Annotated in this window: 18 protein-coding genes; 11 read left to right on the forward strand and 7 right to left on the reverse strand. The window is 75.4% G+C overall.

Translation table 11 applies throughout. The annotated features are described in order from the left end of the window. The first annotated feature begins 30 nt into the window (after positions 1–30). The 3 genes from ACQPY0_RS28735 (at position 31) to grpE (ending at position 3,898) form a co-directional block, all read left to right on the forward strand. On the forward strand, positions 31–2,205 hold the full coding sequence (locus ACQPY0_RS28735) for a CATRA conflict system CASPASE/TPR repeat-associated protein (protein ID WP_432994668.1): 2,175 nt from the start codon (positions 31–33) through the stop codon (positions 2,203–2,205). A gap of 113 nt (positions 2,206–2,318) precedes the next feature. Beyond that, complete coding sequence (locus ACQPY0_RS28740; protein WP_432994670.1) at positions 2,319–3,035, forward strand: hypothetical protein; 717 nt, start codon at positions 2,319–2,321, stop codon at positions 3,033–3,035. Beyond that, positions 3,032–3,898, forward strand: coding sequence for a nucleotide exchange factor GrpE (gene grpE, locus ACQPY0_RS28745; RefSeq protein WP_432994672.1), 867 nt, complete (start codon positions 3,032–3,034; stop codon positions 3,896–3,898). The genes ACQPY0_RS28740 and grpE overlap by 4 nt, the downstream gene beginning before the upstream one ends. A 3-nt stretch (positions 3,899–3,901) precedes the next feature. On the opposite strand, the gene ACQPY0_RS28750 is transcribed toward grpE, so the two are convergent. After that, positions 3,902–4,483 carry an RNA polymerase sigma factor gene (locus tag ACQPY0_RS28750; RefSeq protein WP_432994674.1) on the reverse strand — a complete coding sequence of 194 codons (582 nt, stop codon included), beginning with the start codon at positions 4,481–4,483 and terminating at the stop codon, positions 3,902–3,904. A gap of 65 nt (positions 4,484–4,548) precedes the next feature. Here ACQPY0_RS28750 and ACQPY0_RS28755 point away from each other — a divergent pair, with 65 nt between their 5' ends. Genes ACQPY0_RS28755 through ACQPY0_RS28770 form a run of 4 tightly spaced genes read left to right on the forward strand, consistent with a single transcriptional unit; the run spans position 4,549 to position 8,906 of the window. After that, a complete protein-coding gene (locus tag ACQPY0_RS28755) occupies positions 4,549–4,914 on the forward strand; it encodes a hypothetical protein (protein ID WP_432994676.1) in 366 nt (121 codons plus the stop codon). Continuing rightward, positions 4,911–6,689, forward strand: coding sequence for a dynamin family protein (locus ACQPY0_RS28760; protein ID WP_432994678.1), 1,779 nt, complete (start codon positions 4,911–4,913; stop codon positions 6,687–6,689). The genes ACQPY0_RS28755 and ACQPY0_RS28760 overlap by 4 nt, the downstream gene beginning before the upstream one ends. A gap of 20 nt (positions 6,690–6,709) precedes the next feature. Continuing rightward, on the forward strand, positions 6,710–6,976 hold the full coding sequence (locus ACQPY0_RS28765; RefSeq protein WP_432994680.1) for a hypothetical protein: 267 nt from the start codon (positions 6,710–6,712) through the stop codon (positions 6,974–6,976). Between the two features lie 16 nt (positions 6,977–6,992). Then, the gene (locus ACQPY0_RS28770; RefSeq protein ID WP_432994682.1) at positions 6,993–8,906 is read left to right on the forward strand and encodes a dynamin family protein; all 1,914 of its coding nucleotides are present in this window, start codon (positions 6,993–6,995) and stop codon (positions 8,904–8,906) included. 63 nt (positions 8,907–8,969) lie between these two features. On the opposite strand, the gene ACQPY0_RS28775 is transcribed toward ACQPY0_RS28770, so the two are convergent. The 4 genes from ACQPY0_RS28775 to ACQPY0_RS28790 form a co-directional block, all read right to left on the reverse strand. After that, entirely contained in the window at positions 8,970–11,438 is a 2,469-nt protein-coding gene (locus tag ACQPY0_RS28775) for an Hsp70 family protein (RefSeq protein ID WP_432994684.1), read from the reverse strand. Between the two features lie 138 nt (positions 11,439–11,576). Then, positions 11,577–12,893, reverse strand: a complete 1,317-nt coding sequence (locus tag ACQPY0_RS28780; RefSeq protein WP_432994686.1) for a hypothetical protein — start codon at positions 12,891–12,893, stop codon at positions 11,577–11,579. Positions 12,894–12,918: 25 nt separating this feature from the next. Further along, positions 12,919–14,913 (reverse strand): acyltransferase family protein, encoded by a 1,995-nt coding sequence (locus tag ACQPY0_RS28785; protein ID WP_432994688.1) that lies wholly within the window; start codon positions 14,911–14,913, stop codon positions 12,919–12,921. 221 nt (positions 14,914–15,134) lie between these two features. Further along, positions 15,135–16,247 carry a hypothetical protein gene (locus tag ACQPY0_RS28790; protein ID WP_432994689.1) on the reverse strand — a complete coding sequence of 371 codons (1,113 nt, stop codon included), beginning with the start codon at positions 16,245–16,247 and terminating at the stop codon, positions 15,135–15,137. Positions 16,248–16,509: 262 nt separating this feature from the next. On the opposite strand from ACQPY0_RS28790, the gene ACQPY0_RS28795 reads away from it, so the two are divergent. Then, entirely contained in the window at positions 16,510–17,733 is a 1,224-nt protein-coding gene (locus tag ACQPY0_RS28795; RefSeq protein ID WP_432994691.1) for an MFS transporter, read from the forward strand. A gap of 13 nt (positions 17,734–17,746) precedes the next feature. On the opposite strand, the gene ACQPY0_RS28800 is transcribed toward ACQPY0_RS28795, so the two are convergent. Further along, positions 17,747–17,872 (reverse strand): ArsR/SmtB family transcription factor, encoded by a 126-nt coding sequence (locus ACQPY0_RS28800; protein ID WP_432994693.1) that lies wholly within the window; start codon positions 17,870–17,872, stop codon positions 17,747–17,749. Positions 17,873–17,991: 119 nt separating this feature from the next. Here ACQPY0_RS28800 and ACQPY0_RS28805 point away from each other — a divergent pair, with 119 nt between their 5' ends. After that, on the forward strand, positions 17,992–20,490 hold the full coding sequence (locus ACQPY0_RS28805) for a DUF4118 domain-containing protein (protein WP_432994695.1): 2,499 nt from the start codon (positions 17,992–17,994) through the stop codon (positions 20,488–20,490). Positions 20,491–20,618: 128 nt separating this feature from the next. On the opposite strand, the gene ACQPY0_RS28810 is transcribed toward ACQPY0_RS28805, so the two are convergent. Continuing rightward, entirely contained in the window at positions 20,619–20,951 is a 333-nt protein-coding gene (locus ACQPY0_RS28810) for a DUF6223 family protein (protein WP_432994697.1), read from the reverse strand. 193 nt (positions 20,952–21,144) lie between these two features. On the opposite strand from ACQPY0_RS28810, the gene ACQPY0_RS28815 reads away from it, so the two are divergent. Beyond that, positions 21,145–22,260 carry a sensor histidine kinase gene (locus ACQPY0_RS28815; protein WP_432994699.1) on the forward strand — a complete coding sequence of 372 codons (1,116 nt, stop codon included), beginning with the start codon at positions 21,145–21,147 and terminating at the stop codon, positions 22,258–22,260. Continuing rightward, positions 22,257–22,946, forward strand: a complete 690-nt coding sequence (locus ACQPY0_RS28820; protein WP_432994701.1) for a response regulator — start codon at positions 22,257–22,259, stop codon at positions 22,944–22,946. The genes ACQPY0_RS28815 and ACQPY0_RS28820 overlap by 4 nt, the downstream gene beginning before the upstream one ends. Positions 22,947–22,968 lie beyond the last annotated feature (22 nt).

Consider the following 22,968-nt stretch of genomic DNA (forward strand, 5'->3'; position numbering starts at 1 on the left):
CCGGCCGCGTCGCCGCTACAGTCGGTCGGCATGGACCTCGCCGACGCGACGCCCGAGGCCGCCGACGTACGGCAACGGGCGCTGGACGCGCTGACGGAACTGCCGAATTGGCACCTGCCGGGCGACGAGTGGCCAGCCGTGGCCCGGGCCGTCGAGGACGTGGCCGCGGCCGCCGATCTCGAAGCCCTCGCCCGGGCGGTGACGGAACTGGAGGCGCGCAGCCCGTTCCGGATCGACCCGATCGACCTGAGCGTGCCGGCCCCGAAGTCGCTGCGGCTGCGCCGCGCCATGCTCGTGCGCACGCTCACCGGCGAGGACCCGCCCCGCCCGACTCCGGCGCCGGCCCCGCCCGCATTGCCCGCATTGACCGCGCCGGCCGCGGCCGGCGCGGTCAAGCAGGAGCTCGTCGTGCACGCGTTCGCGCCGCTGGACGGGCCCTGGGCGGAGCCTGCCCACCAGCGCATCCGTCGGCTGTGGACGGACGCGGCGCGGATCCTCGCGACCGCGGCGCCGCTGGGCACGCCCGGGCCGGACGTCGACCCGCCCGCCGAGGCGCGAGCGGTGCCGGCCGGGCCGCTGCTGGCGGGGCGGCAGCGGGCCGACGGGTCGGTCCAGATGGTGCTGCGCCGGGAGCCGGACGCGCTCGTGCTGTCGATCGCCTGGTTGGCCGGGCCGGGCGCGGATGGTCCCGGCTGGGCGGCGGGGGAGCGGCAGTGGGCCGAGATCCTCGGCGACGACACCGGCGAGCTGCTCGGTGTCGCGGTGGTGCGGGTCGGCAGCGGCCCGCCGAGCGCCGTGGCCGACCCGGGCGAGCCGTGGGCGGCCGACCCGGCGGTCGTCGGCGGCTGCACGTTGTGGGAGCTGCCGCCGTACGACGAGCACGACCGGGCCCGGCGCACGATCCTCGCCCTCGCCCCGGCCGATCGCGAGGCCGAGCTCGGGGCCCTCGTCTGGTCGGACCGGAGCCCGGCGACGCCGCCGCTCGCCCGGCACCTGCTGGAGGCGGCCCGGCTGCGCTACGAGGTGCGCGTGCGGCTCGCCGCCGAGCCCGAGGTGCGCGCCGGCGCGTCGGCCGGCGCCGGGGACCGCCTGACGGAGCTGATTACCCGGCTCGACGACCTGCGGCTCACCGTCGCCATCACCCGCGACAACCTCGGCACGATCCTGGGCACGGACGCCGGCGGACTGTTGCTGGACGACCGGGAGACGGCGGCCTGGCTCGCGCAGACCGTCGAGGACGACCTGCGATATCTGGCCAACGCCCGCGAGCGCGCCCGCCGCGCCGCCGCGCCGCCGTCGCCCGCCGGAGCCGTGATCGGCATCATCGCCGCGATGCCGGAGGAGTACGACGCGATGCTCGCGCTCCTCGACGACGTGACCGAGCGGTCGGTCGAGGGCGACAGCGCCGTCTACGCGGTCGGGACCGTGCCGAGCACGGACGCGGGGCGGCCCCACCCGGTCGTGCTGACCATGCTCGGCGCCACCGCCAACCACGACGCGGCCGCCGGTGTCGCCCACCTGCTGCGCAGCTTCACCACCGTCGAGCGGGTGCTGATGGTCGGCATCGCGGCCGGGGTGCCCGCGCCCGACCGCCCCGCCCAGCACGTCCGCCTCGGCGACATCGTCGTGGGCACCTGGGGCGTCGTCGACTACGACCACGTCGTGGACCGCCCCGGCGGCGCCGAGCCGCGCATGGGCCAGCCCCGCCCCGACTACCTGCTCGAACGGCGCGCGAAGGTCCTCGAGGCGGCGGCGCTGCGCGGCGAGCGGCCGTGGGAGGCGGAGCTGGACCGGCTCATCGCGGCCCGGCCCGCCTTCGCCCGCCCGGACCCGGCCGCCGACGTGCTGTGGAGCTCCGACGACCCGGACGCCGGGCCGGTCGCGCACCCCGATCCGGCCGTGTCCGGCCATCGGCCCGGCCGGCCCAAGGTCCACCACGGGCGCATCGGCTCGGGCAACCGGTCGGTGCGTAACGCCCGCCTCCGCGACGAGCTCGCCGAGCGGTACCAGATCCGCGCCCTGGAGATGGAGGGGGCGGGCGTCGTCTGGGCGGCGTTCGCCTCCGGCCGCGACTGCCTGGTGGTCCGCGGGGTCAGCGACTACGCCGACAGCCGGATGGCGATGGGCTGGCGCGGCTACGCCGCCGCGGTGGCCGCCGCCTACGCCCGCGCGCTGCTCGGCCGGTGCGACCCGGTCCGCCGGTAGCACAGCCGTAGGCCGCCGGATCCGCACCGGGGAAAAGTGGCCGGGTGGGTGTAACAATCCGGGTGCCGGCCCCGTCAGCATTTCCGAAGGCGTACTCCGGGAGGCACAGGGCAATGGACGACCACTCCGCGTTCGGGGACCTCGACGGCGACCACGTCGTCGACACGCAGGCATTCGACGTCAACGGTGACGGGCACTTCGACGTGCAGTACACCGACACCAACCACGACGGTTTCGCCGACGTCATGCTCGTGGACACCAACGGCGACGGCCTGGCCGACGTGCAGTACATGGACCTCAACCATGACGGGCACGCCGACGTCATGTACGTGGACGGCAACGCCGACGGCCTGGCGGATCAGGCGTACACGGCGGCCGGCCCGTTCGATACCGGCCACGCCGATGCTTCGGGCAGCTACCCGCAGACGCAGGCCGTGTCGAGCGGCCCGTTCCCCACCGACGGCGGCTACGGGGGCAATGCCGGGTACCTCGGCCTGACCGGCGACAACGCCGCCGTCGCGAGCTCGGTGAACTCGCTGATGCACGACGCCGGCACCATCTACCACGAGGCGCTGAACCCGGGCTCGCAGGACCCGGGCGAGGTCCAGGCGGCCACGGAGCACGCCTCGAACGCGGCCCGCAACGCCCAGTCGATGCAGGGGTACACGTACCAGCGGCAGGTCAGCAACGACATCCACCAGGGCGACCTCGACCGGCAGGCCAGCGAGCAGGCCCACCAGCAGGCCACCGACAACGCCATCGAGACCGACCGGGCCACCAGCCAGGCCGACTGGGCCGTGTGGGAGAGCAAGATGGAGCGTGGCGCGTGACGCGGTCCGCCCGTCTGGCGGCGGTCGCCGTGATCGCCGCCGCCGCGCTCGTCCCGCTGGCGTCCCCCGCCGCGGCCGAGCCATGCCCCAGCCCGGCTCCGGCCTCGTCCGCGCCCCCGGCCGGCGACGGCGCCCCCAGCGGCGGGACGGGACAGAACCCGGACCCGAACGGGCAGCCGGCCAGCGCGTGCGCCAGCCCGGCCCCGAGCTCCTCGCCCTCGACCGGAGCGCCCGGGCCGGACGGCGGCAACGGGGCGGCGATCGGGATCGGGCTGCTCGCCGTCGTCGTTCTCGGCGGCGGCGCCGGCGCGTTCGTGTGGTGGCAGCGCCGGCAGCGCCTCGCCGCCGCGTACGGTCCCGCCGGGTACACCGGCCTGGCCGGCCCGCCGTCGCAGACCCAGGCCGGCGTCACCCCGTTCGCCCGCACGGCCGGGGCGGCGACCCAGGCCCCGCCGCGCACGCGCCCGCCCGGGCAGGACGAGACCCGGCTCGGGCACACGCTGCGCGACATCGCCGCCAGCGGCATCAGCCCGGCCCTGACCCAGCAGGTCGAGCGGCTGCTGGCCAAGCCGGGCGTGCGGCGGGCCGAGCTGGTCCAGGCCGCCATCCGGTACCGCGACCAGCTCCTGGAGCGTGACCCGCGCCTGGCCCGGGCCCTGCTCGAGGCGCTGCGCGACGTCGGCGTGACCGAGACGCTCGTGCAGGACGTGCGGGTCAACGGCCAGCTGCACGAGGTCGTCGGCTCGGTGCCGGCCCCGTCGCCGCAGCTGCACGACACGGTCGCCGAGACCACCCAGTGCGGCTACGTCGACGGCGACCGGGTGCTGCGCCTGCCCAAGGTGCTCGTCTACCGCGCGCGCTGACGCCTACTGCGTCAGCTCGCGCCGCAGCCGCTGCCGGGCCCGGTGAATCCACACCTTCACGGTGTTCACCGGGGCCTGGATCGTCGCGGCGACCTCGTCGTACGTGAGCCCGCCCGCCCAGAGAAGGAGTGCCTCGCGATGGTTGACCGGCAGCGCGCGCAGCGCGGCCCGCACGCCGAGCACGTCGGTGACGACCTCGGCGAACAGCGGCGCGCCGTCGGCCGGGTCGGGGCCGGCCGCCTCCAGGCCGAGCTCGCGGGCGTTCGCGCGGCGGCGCAGCACGTCGCGGGCCGCGTTGCGGGCGATGGCGAGCACCCAGGCGGCGAACGGGCCGCGGCCGGTGAACCGGGACAGGTGCCGCCACGCCGCGATCTGCGTCTCCTGCAGCGCGTCGAGGGCGTCGCTGCGCTCGCCGGTCAGGTGCAGGCACACGCCGAATGCGGCGCGCTCCACCGGGCGCCACAGGTCACGGAACGCGTCCTGGTCGCCGGCCAGGGCGGCCGCGACGAGGCGCGTCTCGGCGGGCGCCGCCGCGGCCTCGGCCATCACCGGCACCGCCGCGCGAGCACCACCACGGTTCAGCATCCAACCACGCCGACCGGCCGGCGTGGCAGCGCCGCGGCGCAGTCCTGGCCGACCGGGACGCGGTAATGGACGGTGGGTTCGCTGACTTCGCCCTTCCGGACGATGATTCCGGGGACCGCTCGGCCCTCGAGCGGGCGCTGTTCGACGTCGGGACGCACCTGTACGACCACGAGCGCTCGGCCATGTACGCACACACCTTCGACCCGGCGAGCCCGGAACCGCCGGTGCAGTGGTGCGTTACGGACATGACGGCCGACCCCGCCGACGATCCGCACCACGATTCGACGCATTGGCACGAGGAGTACCGATGGTGGGAGACCGATCCTGCCCATCAGCACGATGATCATCACGGCCTCGGTCACTACGATCAGCATGGGCTCGATCACCATGACGACCCGGCGCACCACCACGACCTCGGAGACCTGGCATGAGCGCACCTGACACGGCCGTCGCGCTGCTGTGCGACGCGACCGCGGTCCGGCTGCGCGAGCCGGGGCTGCGGGCCCGGGTCAAGGCCGTCGGCGACCGGCTGCGCCAGCCGCTGCAGGTCGCCGTGGCGGGCGCGGTCAGCGGCGGCAAGTCGACGCTCGTCAACGGACTGCTCGGCCGCTCGGTCGCGCCGGCCGACGCGGGCGAGTGCACGCGGGTGGTGACCTGGTACGAGTACGGTTCCGAGGAGGGCCGGGTCGACGTCGAGCTGCTCGACGGCACCACCCGCGCCGCCGAGCTCGGCCCGGACGGACGGCCGCCGCAGCACCTGCCGGCCCCGCCGGAGCGGATCCGCCGGCTGCGGGTGACGCTGGAGCTGCCGGCGCTGCGGGGCCTGACCGTCATCGACACGCCCGGGGTCAACACCGTCGCCGCCGCGAACGAGCAGGCCGCCCGGCGGATGGTGTTCGGCACCGACGGCACCGACCATGCGCAGGCGCTCATCTACGTGCTGCGATACGTGCAGCGCTTCGACGCGGGCGCCCTCGCCGACTTCCGCGCGCTGTCCGCGGCCTGCGGCATGAGTGGCGTGAACACCCTGGCCGTGCTCAGCCAGGTCGACCGCCGCGGCGACGCCGCCGACCCGTGGCCGGGTGCGCGGCGGCTCGCCGGGCGCGCCTACGAGCAGCTGCGGACCTCGGTCTTCGACGTGGTCCCGGTCGTCGGGCTGCTCGCCGAGACCGCTCGGGCCCGGCTGCTGGACCCGGCCGACCTGGCCGCGCTGCGCGAGCTGGCCGCCCTGGACGAGCTCGACCTCGACGACCGGCTGCTCGACGTGGAGGAGTTCGCGGCGGCCTCGCCCGCGCACGGGCGCCTCATGGCCCGGCTGCACCGCTACGGCATCCGCGCCGCGGCGACCGCCCTGCGCGAGCGCCCGGGCCTGGACCTCGACGGCGTCCACGCCGCCCTGCTGGCCGCGTCCGGGTTCGGCACCGCGGGGCCCGGGGCCGCCGCGTCCGGCCCGTCGGGCCCGTCCGGCTCGGTCGCGGCCGGCATCGGGCACTTCACCGAGCGGGCCGCCCAGCTCAAGGCCCTGGCCGCGATCGGTGCGCTGCGCCGCCTGGTCCGGGCGCCGGCCGGGGCCGCGGACCGCGCCGCCCTGGCCTCGCTGGCCGACGCCGTCGACGAGGGCCGCCCGCTCACCGCCGGCCTGCGCGGGCTGCGGGTCTTCGCCGCGCTCGACGCGGTCGGCCGCGGCCAGCTCAGCCTCGACGACGACATGCTGGCCGAGCTGGTCGCACTGGCCCGCGAGGACGCCCCGGCCGCGCAGCTGGGCCTGCCGCCGGACGCCTCGGCGCAGCAGGTCGCCCGGGTCGCGAGCGAGCGCTCGATCCGCTGGCGCCGGCTGGCCATGACGACGGGCAACGTCGCCGCCGGCCAGCGCGCCCGCGACGTCCTCGGCGTCCTGGAGGAGCTCGCCGCCCCGGCCGCGCCCCGCCCGCGCCCCGCCCCGCGCCCCGCCCCGCGTCCGGGCCTGCGTCCGGGCCTGCGTCCGGGCCTGCGTCCGAGCCCGAGCCCGAGCCCGAGCCCGAGCCCGAGCCCGAGCCCGAGCCCGAGCCCGAGCCCGAGCCCGAGCCCGAGCCCGAGCCCGAGCCCGAGCCCGAGCCCGAGCCCGCGTCCGCGTCCGAGCCCGCGTCCGAGCCCGCGCCCGCGCCCGCGAGCGGCGCCCGGCCGGGGTTCGTCTCGGCGAAGCCTCACGGAGCCAGACCGGGCGTAGCCGTCGCCGTCGACGCCGAGGTGGCGGAACTGCTGCGCTCGCCCCGGCTGGCACCGGCGCTGCGGGAGGCGCTCTCGGCGCTGCTGTCCGGGGCCGACCGGGCCGCCCAGGTCGGGCTCGACTCGACCGCCGCCGCCCCCGCCGTCGCCGAGCGTGCCGCCGAGCTCGCCGCGCAGTTCCGCGTCCTGCTGCACCGCCCGCTGCCGGCGCCCGAGAAGCGCGCGGTGACCGCGGTGTGCGGCGCGTTCGAGTTGATCTGGTCGGCCGTGACCGGCCGCGTGGGCTGAGCCCGGGGGAGCGTGAATGACATCGGAGCGTAACCGCCCGTCGGTCGTGCAGGCGGTGCTCGTGCACGCCAACGAGGTGCACACCCTCGCCAAGCGCAGCGGCCGCGAGGACCTCGCGGGCGTGCTCGCGGCGGAGGCGGCGCGGTGGAAGGATCTCACCGCCACGATCGTGGTGGCCGGCGCGCAGAAGCGGGGCAAGAGCCGGATGCTCAACGCGCTCGTGGACCGCCCGGAGCTGCTGCCGGTCGACGTGGACATCGCCACGCACACCTACCTGGCGGTGCGCCGCGGCCCCGAGCTGTCGGTGACGGTCCGCCGCCGCTCCGGCGAGCGCGTCGCCAGCCTGCCGATCACCCCGGAGGACATCTTCGACTACGCCTCCGCGCTCGGCGACCCGCAGAAGCGCCGCGACGTCGTCGGCGTCGAGATCGCCATGGAGCATCCGCTGCTCGACGGGGTACGCCTCGTCGACACCCCGGGCGTGGACAGCCTCACGGTCGGCCACCGGCACACCACGATGGCCATGCTGCAGGAGGCCGACGCGCTGCTGTTCGCGGTCTCCGCCCAGGACCAGCCGATCCTGCGCCACGAGCTGGAGTTCCTGGCCGAGGCGGCGCAGCGGGTCGAGGTCGTCGCCTTCGTGCTGACCATGGTCGAGGACTCCTCGTCGTGGCAGGAGCTGCTGGAGGAGAACCGGCGGCGGCTGGGCGAGTTCGCGGCCCGCGCGGCCGACGACCCGGCGCACGGCGGGCGGGTGCGGCGGCTGCTTGACGCGCCCTGGATCCCGGTCAGCGCCAAGCTCGCCGAGGCCTCCGCGGCCCGGCGGGCCCTGGGCCAGAACGAGCGGGCCGACGCGCTGTGGGAGCGCAGCGGGATGGGCCGGCTCGCCGACTATATCCGCTCCTGCGCCGGCGATCGCGAGATCGCCCGCTGCGGCAAGGTCCTGGCCGGCACCGACGCGGTACTGCGGGCCGTCTCGATCTCCGAGCACGACCGGCTGGTCGCGGCCACGCAGAGCCGGGACACGCTGCAGGAGCGGCTGACCGAGGTCGAGGCGGCCGGCAAGGAGCTCGCGGCCCGGGTGCGCGAGCGGCGGCGGTTCGCGGTCGAGCAGCAGTTCCTCGGCCGGGACGTGGCCACGATGGTCCGCACGAAGCTGGAGGAGCTGCGCCGGCCGTACGACGCCGTCGTGCCGAGCCTCACGAACCGGGCGAAGGTCGACGAGTTCCTGGCCGGGCTGCCCGAGAGCGTGGAGCTGTCGTTGCAGGCGGCCTGGGCCGAGCTGACCGATCAGGTGCAGGAGATGGCGACGCGGGCGCTGACGGAGTACCTCGCCGCGATGGGCCTCGACGCGATCGACATCGACCTGGTGACCCTGCAGCTGCCGACGACGACCCGCAACCGGCTGACCAACCGCCCGGCGACCCCGGGGCACAGCTTCGACATGCTGCGGGAGGGCGTGCCGGGCATCACGATGGCGGCCAGCCTCACCGCGATGCTCGCCTCGACCGGGGTGCTCCTGCCGATCGCGCTCATCGCCGGCCCGGCGGTGGCCATCGGCGTGACGTGGCGGCGGCACCAGTACGAGCAGTCGGGCCGCAGCCAGGCCGGCATCCGGCAGCTCATCGCGGAGACGTTCAACGCCGCCGCCGGCGAGATGATCACAGCGCTGGACCGGGCCCTGGCCCGCTGGCGGGGCGAGGCCGAGGACGCGGTCGAGGAGAGCATGGCCGCCCAGCGCCGGGAGGCCGAGGCGCGCCGGGCCGAGCTGACCGCGCTGTCGGCCCGCGACGCCAACGCCCGGCGGGAGGCGGCCAAGGTCGCCGAGGACCGGCTGGCCACCGTGAAGCGCCTGTCGGCCCAGGCCGAGCGGCTGCACGCCGACCTGGGCGAGCGCCTGGCCCGGCTGACCCGGTCCGACCCGTCCTGACCCGGACCGGGGACGACCCCGGACCGGGGACTCGCCAGACCGGGGACTACCCCGGACCGGGGACTACAGCGGCACCGTCACCAGGTGGGCGAGGTTCGACCGGGCCACGCCGGGCTGCGACCACGGGTCGTGCAGGCACAGCAGGCCCGCGCCGAACGGGGCGACCGGCTCCAGCCACCCGGAGGCCGACTTCGCCACCCGCACCCCGGACGGCGTGACCCGCAGCAGCTGGGTGCGCCGGTCGCCGGCGCCGGCGGCGATCCACAGCCCGTCGCCGTCGGTCACGATCTGCGGCGCCTCGGATCGCTCGCGGCTGGTGAGGTGGCCCAGCAGCGTCGTGCTGGACTCCTGGTAGAGCGTGCGCAGCCCGCCGCCCGGCTCCAGGATCGCCACCCACAGCCCGCGGGCGGGCAGCACCTGCTCGACGCCGACCGCGTACATCTGCTCGCCGGCCGGGAACCAGCGCAGCGCGCCCGGCCGAGGGCGGGCCGCCAGCAGCGTGCCCTCGCCCTCCAGGGCGCCGGTCTCCAGTCCCGCCTCGGTCGCCAGATGCCACTGGTCGCGGTGGTACACCGCCTGGTACAGCCAGTTCTTCTCGCGCCGCTGGCTGTGCCGGACGTCGCCGCCGGGGGTGACCCGCACGACCACCTGGTACGGCTGGACCTGCTGGTGGCGGCCGCGCGCGAACCCGCCGGGCCGGCGGTAGGTGGCACCCATCGGGGCCTTGCTCGCGTAGCGGCCCAGCACGACGACGGCGCCCTCCTTGCCCAGGGCCGGCATCGGCAGCGACTCCGACGGGCTGTTCTGGTCGAACAGGCGGCGCAGGTGGTTGTTCTCGTTGACGTACCACCGGGCCGTCTCGCCGATGTCCAGCGGCGGGCTGTCCTGCACGAACACGGCGGTCAGGTTGGTCTCGATGACCGACAGCCCGCCGGTCTGGCCCCAGGGCAGGCCGAGGGTGTTGTCGACCAGCGCCGACGGATACGGCCGCAGGAACGCCCAGCCGACGGCTCCGTCGGTGAGCAGGACCGGGTCCTCGGCCGTCGGCACCGGCCGGGTCGAGCGGATGACGAGCTCGGGGCTCAGCGTGTGCAGCCGGGCCATGGCGCTGAACGCCTCCGAGACCAGCAGCCCCTCGGTGGAGCCGGCCCAGGCGGTGATCCGGCCGAGCGCGAGCTGCCGGTCCGGCCGGCCGGAGGCGGCGTCGACCCGGTGCAGCACGTCCCCCCGGGCCTGCGCCTCGCGGGACCACACGTAGACGTCCTGGCCGGTGCCGAAGGCCTCGACCACGCCGGCGAGGACGACGTCGAAGCGGTCCCCGTCGGGCACGGCGGCGGCCGGCGGCGCGCTCTGCGCGGCCGGCGAGGTCTGGGCGGCGGCCGGTCGCGGCGGCTGCGCGGCCGGCGTGGCGGAGGCCGGGGCGGGAGCAGGGGCCGGGGCCGGGGCGCCGAGGTGGGTCCGGGCGATGCGGGCGGCGCCGAGCGCGACGACGGTCTTCGGGTCGTCCCAGGTGCGGACCTGGGCGGCGTAGCGCGCCTTCAGCGTCTGCTCGACCAGCGGCATGCGGCTCGCGCCGCCGGTCAGGAAGATCCCGGCCAGGGCCACGCCGTGCCCGCCGTCGTCCTGGGCCTGGCGGATCGTCTCGTCGAGGATGTCGGCGGTGCGCTGGATGTCGGTGCCGATCAGGTTCTCAAGCTCCGTCCGGCCGATCTCGACATCGACGTCGGCGCCGCTGATGTACTGGCTGGCCGTGTCGTACTCCGACAGCGCCTCCTTGGCCGCCCGCGCCTCGCCGAGCAGGTCGGCGGCGGCGGCCAGCCAGCGCCGCTCGACGCCGGTGGAGACCTGCTCCCACCACTCGGGGGCGCTCTGGGCGAGCTGGGCGCCGAAGTACTCGTAGACCCGCTCGTCGAACGTCTCGCCGCCGATCTGGTCGTCGCCGCCGGGCTTGCCGACGACCGTGAAGGCGCCGTTGCGGCGGGCCAGCACCGCGCTGTCGAAGGTGCCGCCGCCGAGGTCGTAGACGGCGACCCGGCCGCCCTCGCTGAGGTTGTGCGAGACCGTGTAGTGCACGGCCGCGGCGACCGGCTCCTCGACCAGGTGCAGGGTCGCGTCCGGCACGACGTGCGTGGCGGCGGCCCGCAGCACCTCGCGGCGGTCCTCGCCCCAGGCGACCGGGTGGGTCAGCACGACCGCGGCCGGACGGGCGCCGTCGAAGCGCGAGCAGCCCTCGGCGACGAACAGCTCCAGCAGTGCGGCGAGCGCGTCACCGGCCTCGACCGGGCTGCCGCCGAGCAGCATCGGGCCGCGCCCGACGTATCGCTTGGGGTTGCGCTCGGCCCGCTCCGGCGATCGGCCGACGAGCCGCTGCGCGAGGCTGCCCGCCAGCAGCCGCCCGGCGTCGTCAAGCAGTACTGTCGACGGTATCCGCCGTTCGCGCCCGACCTCGAGGATCTCGACACGGTCGTCGACCGCGATCGCCGCCGCCGAGAAGCTGGTTCCAAGATCGACTCCGAGGCCCCAAACCGGCATCGCATCCCTTTCCACACACGGTGAAGCCATCGTATGGTGGCGCGAACCGGTAACGATCGGCCGTCGGTAGCGGCGATACCCACCGTCCGGCCGGTAGCGGCGACCGTTCCGGCCGAACGGGCCATCCGGCGCCCGGCCTCAGCAGAGCTCAGCCTCCAGGTCGGCGGGGCATTGCCACAGCTCGCGGCTGAGCCGGACGTTGCTGGCGCTCCAGATCATGCTCAAGCGCGCGGTGCCGTCGGGGGCGTCGAGGCCCACCATCGGCTTGGACTGCTGGTTGAGCCCCTTGAGCCCGAACAGCGCGATCGGTTCCCCGGTGGGCCGGCGCACCGAGCGCCGCTCCTCCTGGTGCACCTCGTACGCCGCCGCCAGCCGCCACGGCGCGCACAGCTGCAGCTGCTCGTACAGCCGCTTCACCCACGTCTCGGTGTGCTGGGCGAGGCCGTACGTGACCGGATATCCGGCCAGCAGCGCGGTCAGCTCCTCGTCGAGCTCGACACCGCAGCGGGCGAACGCCTCGGCGGGGGCGTGCCGGTCGAGCAGGCTCACGACGGGCCGGGCGCTGCCGGCGTCGGGAAGCTGCCACCGGGCCGCCACCGGGGTGTCGGCGTGCGCGGCGCTCCACAGCCACGGCAGCCGGTCCCAGCGGTGGTCCTGGTTCGCCCCGATCAGCCCCTCGACCCCGACGACGAGCGTGTCGCCGTCGGCCCGCACGGTCAGCCACGGCCCGCGCCGGCTCAGCACCGTGCCGTAGCCGGTGAGGGCGACGACGGCGCTCTTGACGTATCGCCCGCTGCGGTCCCTCGGGAAGTTGAAGGCGAGCCGGGACTCGTCGAGATCGGCCAGGTGGGCCGCGAGCGCGGCGCGCTGCTGCGGCTCCAGGGCGGCCTCGTCGGCGGCCCGGCGCACCCGGGGCGCCCCGGCGGCGGCCCGGCGGGCGGCGGCGACCCGCGCGCGCAGCGACCGGCGACGCTCCGCGGCGGGCTTCGGCGGGGTGGCGCGCAGCATGTCGCGATACCCGTGCCACAGCCGCACCGCGTCGACCACGGCCTCGTCGTCGGCCAGCAGCTGCCGCGGCGCCCACACCGACTCCGGCGCCTCGGGCTCGTCGATGACGCCCTCCAGCAGCGTCACCTCGAACACGACGTCGTCGCCGCCGCTCAGGTCGTGCGCGATGTCGACGTCGCGGGTCCACACGTGCCCGTCGGCGGAGAGCCCGCCCTCGCCCGGCGGCACGATCCGGCGGGCGGCCACGACGGTGACCTGCATCCGCCCGGTGCCGTGCGGCTCGCCGACGACGAGGCCGGTCAGGTTGCCGGGTACCCGGCCGTAGAAGTCGTAGTACGGCGTGAGCGCGCCGAACGCGGGCTCGATGCCCAGCTCGCGCAGCCGGGCCGACACCCCCGCCAGTTCCACGCGGCGGCGCTGCTCATGCCGGTCGAGGGCCTCTGCCACGCGCGCCATCCTGCCACAGCGCCGGCTACGCGGTAGTGGCGAGGGTTTTGAGCTTCGGCAGCAGCCAGGGAGCGATGACCTGTTTGACGCCGTCCGGGGTGAAGTGGAGCCCGTCGCTGCGGACCTTCAGGCCGTTGATGCTCCAGGTGAAGGCGCCGCCCGGGCAGACGACCCGGTTGAGGTCCAGGACGGTCGGGTGCCGGGGGTGCGCGGCGGCGACGGTGGCCAGCAGGGCATTCCACGCGTCGACGCGTTCGGGGGTGTCCTCGGGCCACAGGCCGCCGTCGGGGCGTTCGGCGCGGTGGGTGTAGGCGGCGTTGAGGAGCACCACACGGGCGCCGTTGGTGGCGGCGATGTCGACGGCGAGCGTGAGTTCCTTGGTGAGGTACTGGTTGAAGGAATCGTCGCCGACGTGCTGGTAGCGGCCCTCGAGGCGGCGGTCCATGAGCTCCCAGCGGTTGAGCAGTACGACGGAGATGTCGGGGTCGTCGGCGGGGACGGTGGCGCGCCACCTGGTGTCCCATTGGTCGCAGCCCGGGTAGTTGGTGTGGGGACTGCCGATGTAGCGGATGTCGGGCAGGCGGGCGATGCCGCAGCCCTGGATGGCGCGGTTGGCGACGTCGAGGCCGGGGTGGGGTGGCAGGTAGGCGCCGATGGTCCAGGAGACGGAGTCGCCGAAGAACACGATGCGGGGGTTGGTGCCGGGTTTGCGGCCGGGGCGGGCGATCGGGGCGCCCTGGGCGGCGCTGGGGCCGGGGCCGGGTGTGTCGCCGGCGGCGGCCTGGACGAGCGGGGCGTCGGCGGGGCCGTCGGTGGGCGCGTCGGAGGCGACGGTGGGGGCGGTGGTGATGCCGAGCGTGAGGGCGGCGACGCCGGTTACGACGAGGGTGGTGATCGGGGCGAGGGTGCGCCAGCCGGCGGGGCGGGCCGGGCGGCGGCCGGGGCGGGCGGTGAACAGCCGGCGGGCGGGCAGCTCGACGGCGTAGTAGCAGGCGGCGGTGACGGCCAGGGCGGCGGCCATGCGCAGGGCGAACAGGGGCAGGCCGGTGAGGCCGGTGCGGTCGCCGGTGAGCCACTGCAGCAGGGGCCAGTGCCACAGGTACAGCCCGTAGGAGATCCGGCCGATCCACGGCAGCGGCGGCACCGACAGCAGCCGGGCGGCCCGGCCGTCGGGGTGGGCCAGCAGGTGGGCGAGCACGGCGGTGACGGCCAGGGCGAAGGCGGTGAGGCCGCCGCGGTACAGCCACGGGTCCGTGCCGTGCACGAGCGCCCCGGCCGCGACCAGGCCCGCCGCGCCGACGGCCGCGACGGCGCTCAAGGTCCGGCTCTTCACGGCGGTGGGGCGGCCGTGGCAGAGCACGGCGAGACCGCAGCCGAGCAGCAGCGCCCCGGCGCGGCTGTCGGTGCCGTAGTAGGCGCGGCTGACGTCGGCGGTGCGGGCGAACCACGTCGCGCACAGCACGGCCGCCATCGCGGTCCCGGACGCGCACGCGGTCAGCAGCGCGTTGCGTGACTCCCGGGCCCGCAGCAGCGCGACGACGAGCAGCGGCCACAGCAGGTAGAACTGCTCCTCGATGCCCAGCGACCAGGTGTGCTGCAGCGGCGAGGGCGGCGCGGTCGCGGCGAAGTAGTCACCGCCGCGGAAGATCATCCGCCAGTTCGCGACGTACAGCAGCGCCGCGAGGGCGTCCCAGCGCAGCGCCGCCACCTCGGGCGCCGGCAGCAGCACCCGGCCGGCGGCGACCACGGCCACGACGACCACGAGCAGGGCGGGCAGCAACCGCCGCGCCCGCCGTCCCCAGAACGCGGCGAGGTCGACCCGGCCGGTGGTGCGCACCTCGTGCAGCAGCAGCCCGGTGATGAGGAACCCGGACAGCACGAAGAACGCGTCGACGCCGAGGAACCCGCCGGGCAGCCAGTCCGGCTGCGCGTGGAAGACGACGACGGCGAGTACGGCCAGCGCCCGTACGCCGTCCAGCGCGGGCAGATACGCCCAGCCGCCCGATCTGCCATTCGCCATTGCGAATCTCCGAATTCCGATCAACCGCCGGGCGGAATCGTACGACCGGAGCCGGAAGTTCGGAGTCCCATGAGCGGCCGGAAACGGATTCCTGACCGGCGCCGACGGCAAATTGCCCGAGGTTGAAGGAATTGCTGGAGTGCGCGAATCTGATGCCTGAAACGGCCGCGGATTCCGATCTGCCACGGTGAGTCCCGTACGGCTGCCCGGAGGCGTGCACGTCAATAGCCGATCGCGGTCGCGGCCACCGAGCGGAGCTTTGACGCGACGGGCGCGGGCAGGTACAGGTCCGGGAGATGGCGGGGCGACTCGCGCAGCAGGATTCCGTACAGGGTCACCGCGTCCAGGTAGACGGCGGCGTCATTGGGGTGCTTGCCGTCGGCGACGATCAGGGACGACGGGCCTTCGGCCGCGATGATCGTCTCGAACTCGTCGCCGATCGGGGCGAGCAGGTTCGGTGTCGGCAGGGCCGCCGACAGGGCCGCGTAGTTGGTGTCGATCGCCGCCTTCGCCGCGGCTCGCGACGGGAACGGGGACGGGTCGACCAGGGCCCAGTTCTTGAACAGGACCACGCGGCCGCCGGGCTTCAGTGCGCGGGCGAACGTCGGGGCGTACGTGCGAAGCAGGGTATCCGTCGCCGCTGACGGATTCGTGGCCACCAGCGTGCTGTACTCCTGCAGCACGATGAAGTCGAATCGCGTCGCGCCGCTGAGCACGGTCGCGACGAGGCCGTCGTCCCAGGTCTGCCGCAGGGTGTACCCGGAGTGGATAACCTCGGTGACGTTGAGTGCGCGGCCGGCGGCGCAGGCGAGGTGGCGTACCAGCGCGGGGGCGTCCTCGCCGCTGCCGCGGTTCACGGTGCCGAGCAGGCTGTTGCCGACGAACAGCACGTCCACGGGCGGGGCGGCGGCCGCGGTCCCGGTCACCGTGAAGTGCACGGTGTACGGCGCGCCGGTCCCGGCCCGGACGGTCAGGGTGTACGCGTCCGGCGTGTCGAGCAGCGGGCAGTCGACGTAGCCGTCCGGCGCGGTGCGGGTGAAGCCGCCGCCGTTCGCGCCGGTCAGGGTGAAGGTCGCGGGCCCCGGTGCGTTCGCCCGCAGGCCGAGGTCGCGGCCGGGCAGCCGGGTCAGGTCGATCACCGTGCCGTCGGTGAGCGGGCTCAGGCCCAGGACCGGCCGGCGCGTCGCGCCGTTGACGAGCGCGACGCCGCTGACGGCCGGGGTGCCGGCGGTGCTGCCTGCGGACACGCGGGGCGCGACCCGGACCAGGGCGGCGCTGACGAGGACGGCGATCCCCAGCGTGGCGGCGATCCACAGCCGGTGACGGTACGGCATTGCGCGGTGACTCCCTGACTTTGCCGATGGTCGGTGCCGGCCCAGGGTGGCCATCGCCGCTCAGCCTGTCAACGGCGTGGCCCGGCGGTTCCCCCGACCCGGCGGCCGGTCGACCCGGACGGCGGACACGTGGTGGCCGACCCCAAGGGCACTGCCGTTCAGCCTCAAGCCCCTCGGGTTCGCGACGAGTGTTCACCGTGCGTGATCGAGACCGACGCGGCCGCCCGCCTGCTGATCCTGTGGGGCGTAGCCTGCTATCGACATGAAGCGTTTCGGTGTGCCCTTCCGCTGGCTGGTGGGCGCCTCATGGGCGACCAATCTCGGTGACGGGGTCGCCCTCGCGGCCGGGCCGCTGCTCGTTGCCTCCCTGACCGACGACCCGTTCCCGGTGGCGCTGGCCGCGCTGCTGCGGTGGACGCCGCCGCTGCTGTTCGGGCTGCACGCGGGGGTGCTGTCCGACCGCGTCGACCGCCGGCGCATCGTGCTCGTCGCGCACGCGGCGCGCGTGCTCGTGCTGGCCGGGCTCGTCGCCGCCGTCGTCGCCGGCGTGGTCACCGTCGCGCTCGCGCTGGTCGCGCTGGCCCTGCTGGCCACGGCCGAGGTGTTCGCCGACAACACCACGGCGACCCTCGCGCCGATGCTCGTGGCCCGCGACGACCTCGCCGCCGCCAACGCGCGCCTGCAGACCGGGTACATCACGATGAACCAGTTGGCCGGTCCGTCGCTGGGTGCGGCGCTGTTCGCCGCCGGGCGGGTGTGGCCGCTGCTGGCCCAGGCCGCGCTGGTCGTCGCGGGGCTGCTCATGCTGCTGCGCATGCGGCTGCCGGCCACCGCGGGCCCCACCGGGCGGGCGACCGGCGGGATCCGGCGCGACATGGTCGAAGGATTTCGCTGGACCGTCGCCCACCCCGCGGTCCGCACGCTCGTGCTGACGATTCTGACCTTCAACGTCACGTTCGGCGCGGCCTGGTCGGTGCTGGTGCTCTGGACCGCCCAGCGGCTCGGGCTCGGCCCGGCCGGCTACGGCGCGCTGAGCACCGTCGGGGCCGCCGGTGGACTGCTCGGCACCATGCTGTACGGCCGGCTGACCCGGCACGTCAGCCTGGGCAACATCATGCGGGCGGGTCTGCTCATCGAGACGTTCACCCATCTCGCGCTCGCCGTCACCCGGTCGGCCCTGGTCGCGGGCGTCATCCTGTTCGTGTTCGGCGCGCACGCGTTCATCTGGGGCACGACGTCGATCACCGTGCGGCAGCGGGCGGTGCCGGCCCACCTGCAGGGCCGGGTCAACAGCGTCAACACGGTCTGCGTGTTCGGCGGCCTGGTCGCCGGGTCGGCGATCGGCGGCGTGCTCGCCGGCCGTTTCGGCGTCACGGCGCCGTTCTGGTTCGCCTTCGCCGGCTCGGCGGTCTTCGTCGCGCTTCTGTGGCCGCAGCTGACCCGCATCGCCCACGCCGACGACGCTGTCGCGGCACCGGCGGGGTGACGCGGCCGCCGGCTCACGGTGCCAGGTGCGCGCGCAGCATGGCCAGGCCCTCCGGGTCGACCTGGTACAGGCGGCGGGTGCCCTCCTGGCGGTCGAGCACCAGGCCGGCGTCCTTGAGGACCTTGAGGTGCTGGGACATCGCCGACCGGCATCGGTCCGTCCGAGCGGCGGTCGAGGATCGACTGCCGGCGGGGGAGTGCACAAACGGTCGACGGGTACGACCTGCCCGGCCGATGCTGATAGGTGGAGGCGATTGCCATGGCACGGGGCCGGTTGAGGATCTACCTGGGTGCGGCGCCGGGGGTGGGCAAGACCTACGCGATGCTGGCCGAGGGGCAGCGCCGCCGGTCGCGGGGCACCGACGTCGTGATCGGGTTCGTGGAGCCGCACGCCCGGAGACTGACCGCGGCGATGACCGACGGGCTCGAGGTGGTGCCCCGGCGGGCGTGCGAGTACCGGGGGGCCCAGTTCACCGAGATGGATCTGGACGCGGTACTGGCCCGGCAACCGCAGGTGGCCCTGGTCGACGAGCTGGCGCACACCAACGTGCCCGGCTCCCGCAACGCCAAGCGGTGGCAGGACGTCGAGGAGCTGCTCGACGCCGGCATCAACGTGGTCACGACCCTCAACATCCAGCACCTGGAGTCGCTCAACGACGTGGTGCAGCAGATCACCGGGGTCACGCAGGCCGAGACGCTGCCCGACGCGGTGGCCCGGGCGGCGGAGCAGGTCGAGCTGGTCGACATGACCCCGGAGGCGCTGCGGCGGCGGATGGTGCACGGCAACGTCTACCCGCCGGACCGCATCGAGGCCGCGCTGACCCACTACTTCCGGCCCGGCAACCTGACCGCACTGCGGGAGCTGGCGCTGCTGTGGCTGGCCGACCGGGTCGAGGAGGGGCTGCAGCGGTACCGGGCCGAGCACGGCATCGGCACCGGCTGGGAGACCCGCGAGCGCATCCTGGTGGCGCTGAGCGGTGGCCCGGAGGGTGAGACGCTCGTCCGGCGCGCCGCCCGGGTCGCCGAGCGCATCCACGGCGCCGATCTGCTCGCGGTCCACGTGATGCCGTGCGACGGGCTGGCCGATCGAAGCCACCTGGCGCTGGCCGCGCAGCGGGCCCTCGTCGAGTCGCTGGGGGGCCGCTACTACCAGATCGTCGGTGGCGACGTGGCCAAGGCGATCATCGAGTTCGCCCAGGCGGAGAACACCACCCAGATCGTGCTGGGCGCCAGCCGCCGAGGGTGGCCGATGTCGGCGCTGGCGGGCGAGGGCGTCGGCGCCCGGGTCACCCGCCTGTCGGGGCCGATCGACGTCCACATGGTCACGCACGAGCAGGCGGCCGGCCCGCCCAGGCTGTGGCCGCCCCGCGCGGGCCGCGGATTCGGGCTGCGACGCCACCTGGCCGGGGCCGCCCTCGCGGTCCTGCTGCTGGCCGGCTTCACCATGGCCGGGCTGCAGTGGAGGTTCACGCTGTCCAGCGCACTGCTGTGCGACCTGCTGGCCCTGCTGGCGGTGGCGCTGACCGGCGGGATGTACGTGGCCCTGGCGGCCACCCTGGCGGCGGCGCTGTCCGCCGGCTACTACTTCGCGCCGCCGCGGTCCCGCCCGGCCGTCGCGCACCCTGCGGACGTGGCGGCGCTGGTCGTGTTCGTCGTGGTCGCGATCCTGGTCAGCTGGGCGATCGAGACCGCGGCCCGGCAGACCCGCCGGGCCGCGCGCGCCTCGGCGGAGGCCGGCGCGCTCAGCGCGCTGGCCTCGGCCGCGCTGGGCGACCCCGCGCTGCCGGCCCAGCTGGAGCAGATCCGGCAGCTGTTCGGGCTGGACGCGGTGAGCCTCCTGGAACGCCGACCGGCCGGCGGCCCCGGGCAGCGCTGGCACGTGCTGGCCTCGTCCGGCGACCAGCCGCCCGAAGACCCGGCGGAGGCCGACACCAGCGTCCCGGTTCAGCCGACGCTCACCCTGGCCGGGCGGGGCCGCCTGCTCAGCGACGCCGACCAGCGGGTCCTGGTGGCGTGCGCCGCGCAGATCGCCGCCGGCGAGGACCGCCGGCAGCTGGCCGCGTACGCCGCCGATGCCGATCAGCGTAGCGTCGCCGACAGCACGCGTACGCTGATGCTGCTGTCCACCCAGCGGGAACTGCGGGCGCCGCTCGCGCAACTGCGCGACACGCTGGCCCGGCTGGAGACCGGCGACGGACAACGGCGCCGGCTGGCCGCCGCCGGTCAGTCCAGCCTCGCCCGGATCACCACCATCCTCACTGACCTGCAGCACCTCGGCCGGGCCAGCACGGGAGCGCTGGACATCCATCTGCGCCCCGTCGAGCTCGACGACGTCCTGTCGGCCATGCTGGACGACCTCGGCCCGGGCGATCGCGACATCGTCGTGGACACCCCCGACGAACTGCCGGACGTCATCGCGGACGCCAACCTGCTCACCCGCGCCGTCACGACCCTGGCGGCCAACGCTGTCGACCGCAGCCCGCGCTCGGCGCCCGCCACGGTGACCGCGACCGTCCTGCCCGACCGCCTTTCCATCAACGTCATCGACCACGGCCCGCGGGTGCCGGACCGGCCCGAGCGCGGCCCCGCCGACGCGGCCCGCGCGGCGACCGGCCTCGACCCGGCCCGCAGCCTCCCCGTCTGCGCGGCGCGTGCACTGACCGAGGCCATGGGCGGCGCGGCGCAGTGCCACGCCACCCCGGGCGGCGGGCTCACCGTCAGCCTCACGCTGCCCAGGACCGCCGGGCCCGAGCGGTGACGGCGGTCCGGCGATCCTCTTCCCGCTCGGGTCCACGGCATTCGGATCGCTGCTCGCGCCGATCGGCGGGGCCGGCCCCCGTCTGCCATTCGCCGGGGCCGGAGGCGCGTCCGGACCGCGGGCGCCGGTCAGGCGGCACGGCGTGACCGGGCCCGGGCCAGGCCACCGAGGATGACGGCGCCCAGCCCGAGCACGATGGCCACGTAGCCGCCGACGATGCCGTTGCCGGTGCCGGGGCCACCGTCGGCGGTGGCCACCACCAGCCCGCCGGCGACCAGACCGGCCGCCCCCGTCACCAGCGCGGCGACCGGTCCCCGAGGTCCGCCGCGGCCGGCCAGCGCCAGGCCACCGACGACCGCGCCGGCCAATGCGACCAGCGCCGCCACGGACGCCACGACCCGGTCGGCGGTCAGGGTGTACGCGCCGACAGCGGACGCGGCGTACAGAATCGGGACAGACATGGCGTTCTCCTCGTCGTTGCGGGGCTTGTGCCGCTGATCCTGTCCGCCGGGGCCACCCCGGCGCATCGTGCCGGCGTCGGCATTGCCGGCTGCCGCCGACGTGGCAGCGGGGCCGGGCCTACTGCGGACGCGGTAGCCGCGGACGGTCCGTGAGCAGGAGCCGCCGGGGCGAACACCCGGCTATGGTGCCCGGATGAGCGGTGTACGTATCGGCGCCGGGGACTGGCTGATCGCCGTCGGCGTGGCGGCGATTCTGGTGGTCTCCGGGCTGTCCGAGCATCACCCCGCCGCCGGGCTCGACGCGGTCGGCTATGCGCTGCTGACGGCCGGCGGGCTGGCGCTGGCCGCGCGCCGGTCGGCCCCGGTCGCCGTCCTGGTCGTCACCGGGCTGTGCGCGGTGGGCTACCGGGCGGCCGGGTTCAACGTCTTCGCCGTGGCCTACCTGGTCGCGGTGTACGCCGCGATGCGGGCCGGCCGCCGGGCCGCCACCGTGGCGTCGAGCGTGCTCGTGCTGGCCGCGTTGCCCCTGGCGGCGATGGCCTCGGGCCTGCCCGCGGGCGCGGCGTTCGTCCAGGCCCGGGATGTGCTCGAGCTGGCCTGGCTGATCGCCGCCGGGGCGGCGGGCGAGGCGCTGCGCCAGGCCGAGCGCCGCGCCGAGGAGGCCGAGCGCACCCGCGAGGAGGTGGCCCGGCGCCGAGCCGACGAGGAGCGGCTGCACATCGCCCGGGAGCTGCACGACTCGCTCACCCACCAGATCTCGGTGATCAAGGTCCAGGCCGAGGCCGCGGTACACCTGGCCCAGAAGCGCGGCGAACCGGTCACGGAGGCGCTGCTGGCGATCCGCGACGCCGGCCGGGAGGCGGCCCGCGAACTGCGTGCGACCCTCGAGGCGCTGCGCGACGACGACCGGGCCCCGCCGTACGGGCTCCACGACGTCCCGGACCTCGTGGCGCGGGCCCGGGCGAGCGGCCTGGACGCGTCCCTGACGATCGAAGGGCGGCACCACGCCGGGGTGCCGGCCGCGGTGGAGCGCACGGCGTACCGCATCGTCCAGGAGGCGCTGACCAACGTCGCCCGGCACGCCGCGGCGAGCACCGCGTCGGTTCGTATCGAGTACCAGCCCGACGCCGTGGTCGTCCAGATCGACGACGACGGGCGGGCGACGCCGCAGTCCGCGCCGGTCCCCGGAGTCGGACTGCTCGGGATGCGCGAACGGGTGACCGCCCTCGGCGGCCGGCTGCGCACCGCGGCGCGCCACGATCATGGCTTCACCGTTCGCGCCGAGCTTCCGGTGGAGTGTTCCTCGTGATCCGTGTCCTGCTGGTCGACGATCAGCCGCTCATCCGCAGCGGGTTCCGCGCGCTGCTCGACGCCGAGGACGACATCGAGGTGGTGGCCGAGGCCGGCGACGGCGCCGACGGGGTGGCCCTGGCCCGCCAGCACCGGCCCGATGTCATGCTCGTCGACATCCGGATGCCCGTGGTCGACGGCATCGAGACGACCCGGCGCGTCGCCGCCGACCCGGACCTGACCGCGGTCCACGTCGTCGTCCTGACCAACTACGGCCTGGACGAGTACGTCCTCAACGCGCTGCGGGCCGGGGCCGCCGGCTTTCTCGTCAAGGACATCCTCCCGGAGGACTTCCTGCACGCCGTGCGCGTCGCCGCCCGCGGCGACGCGCTCCTGGCGCCGTCGATCACCCGCAAGCTGATCGACCGCTATGTCACCCAGCCGCCACCGGACGACCTCACGGCCGCACTGCACCAGCTGACGACCCGCGAACGCGAGGCCGTCGCCCTGGCCGCGCACGGCCTGTCCAACGACGAGATCGCCACCCGGATGGCGATCAGCCCGGTCACCGCGAAGACCCACATCAACCGCGCCATGACCAAGCTGCACGCGCGCGACCGCGCGCAGCTCGTCGTCATCGCCTACGAATCCGGCCTCGTCACCCCGCGCAGCGCACGACCCGCACCGCCGTACACCGCGTTGTAGCCTCGTCGCGTCCACCGACCGG

This window comes from Dactylosporangium sp. CA-233914 (assembly GCF_050942935.1).
In the GTDB taxonomy this organism is placed as follows: domain Bacteria; phylum Actinomycetota; class Actinomycetes; order Mycobacteriales; family Micromonosporaceae; genus Dactylosporangium.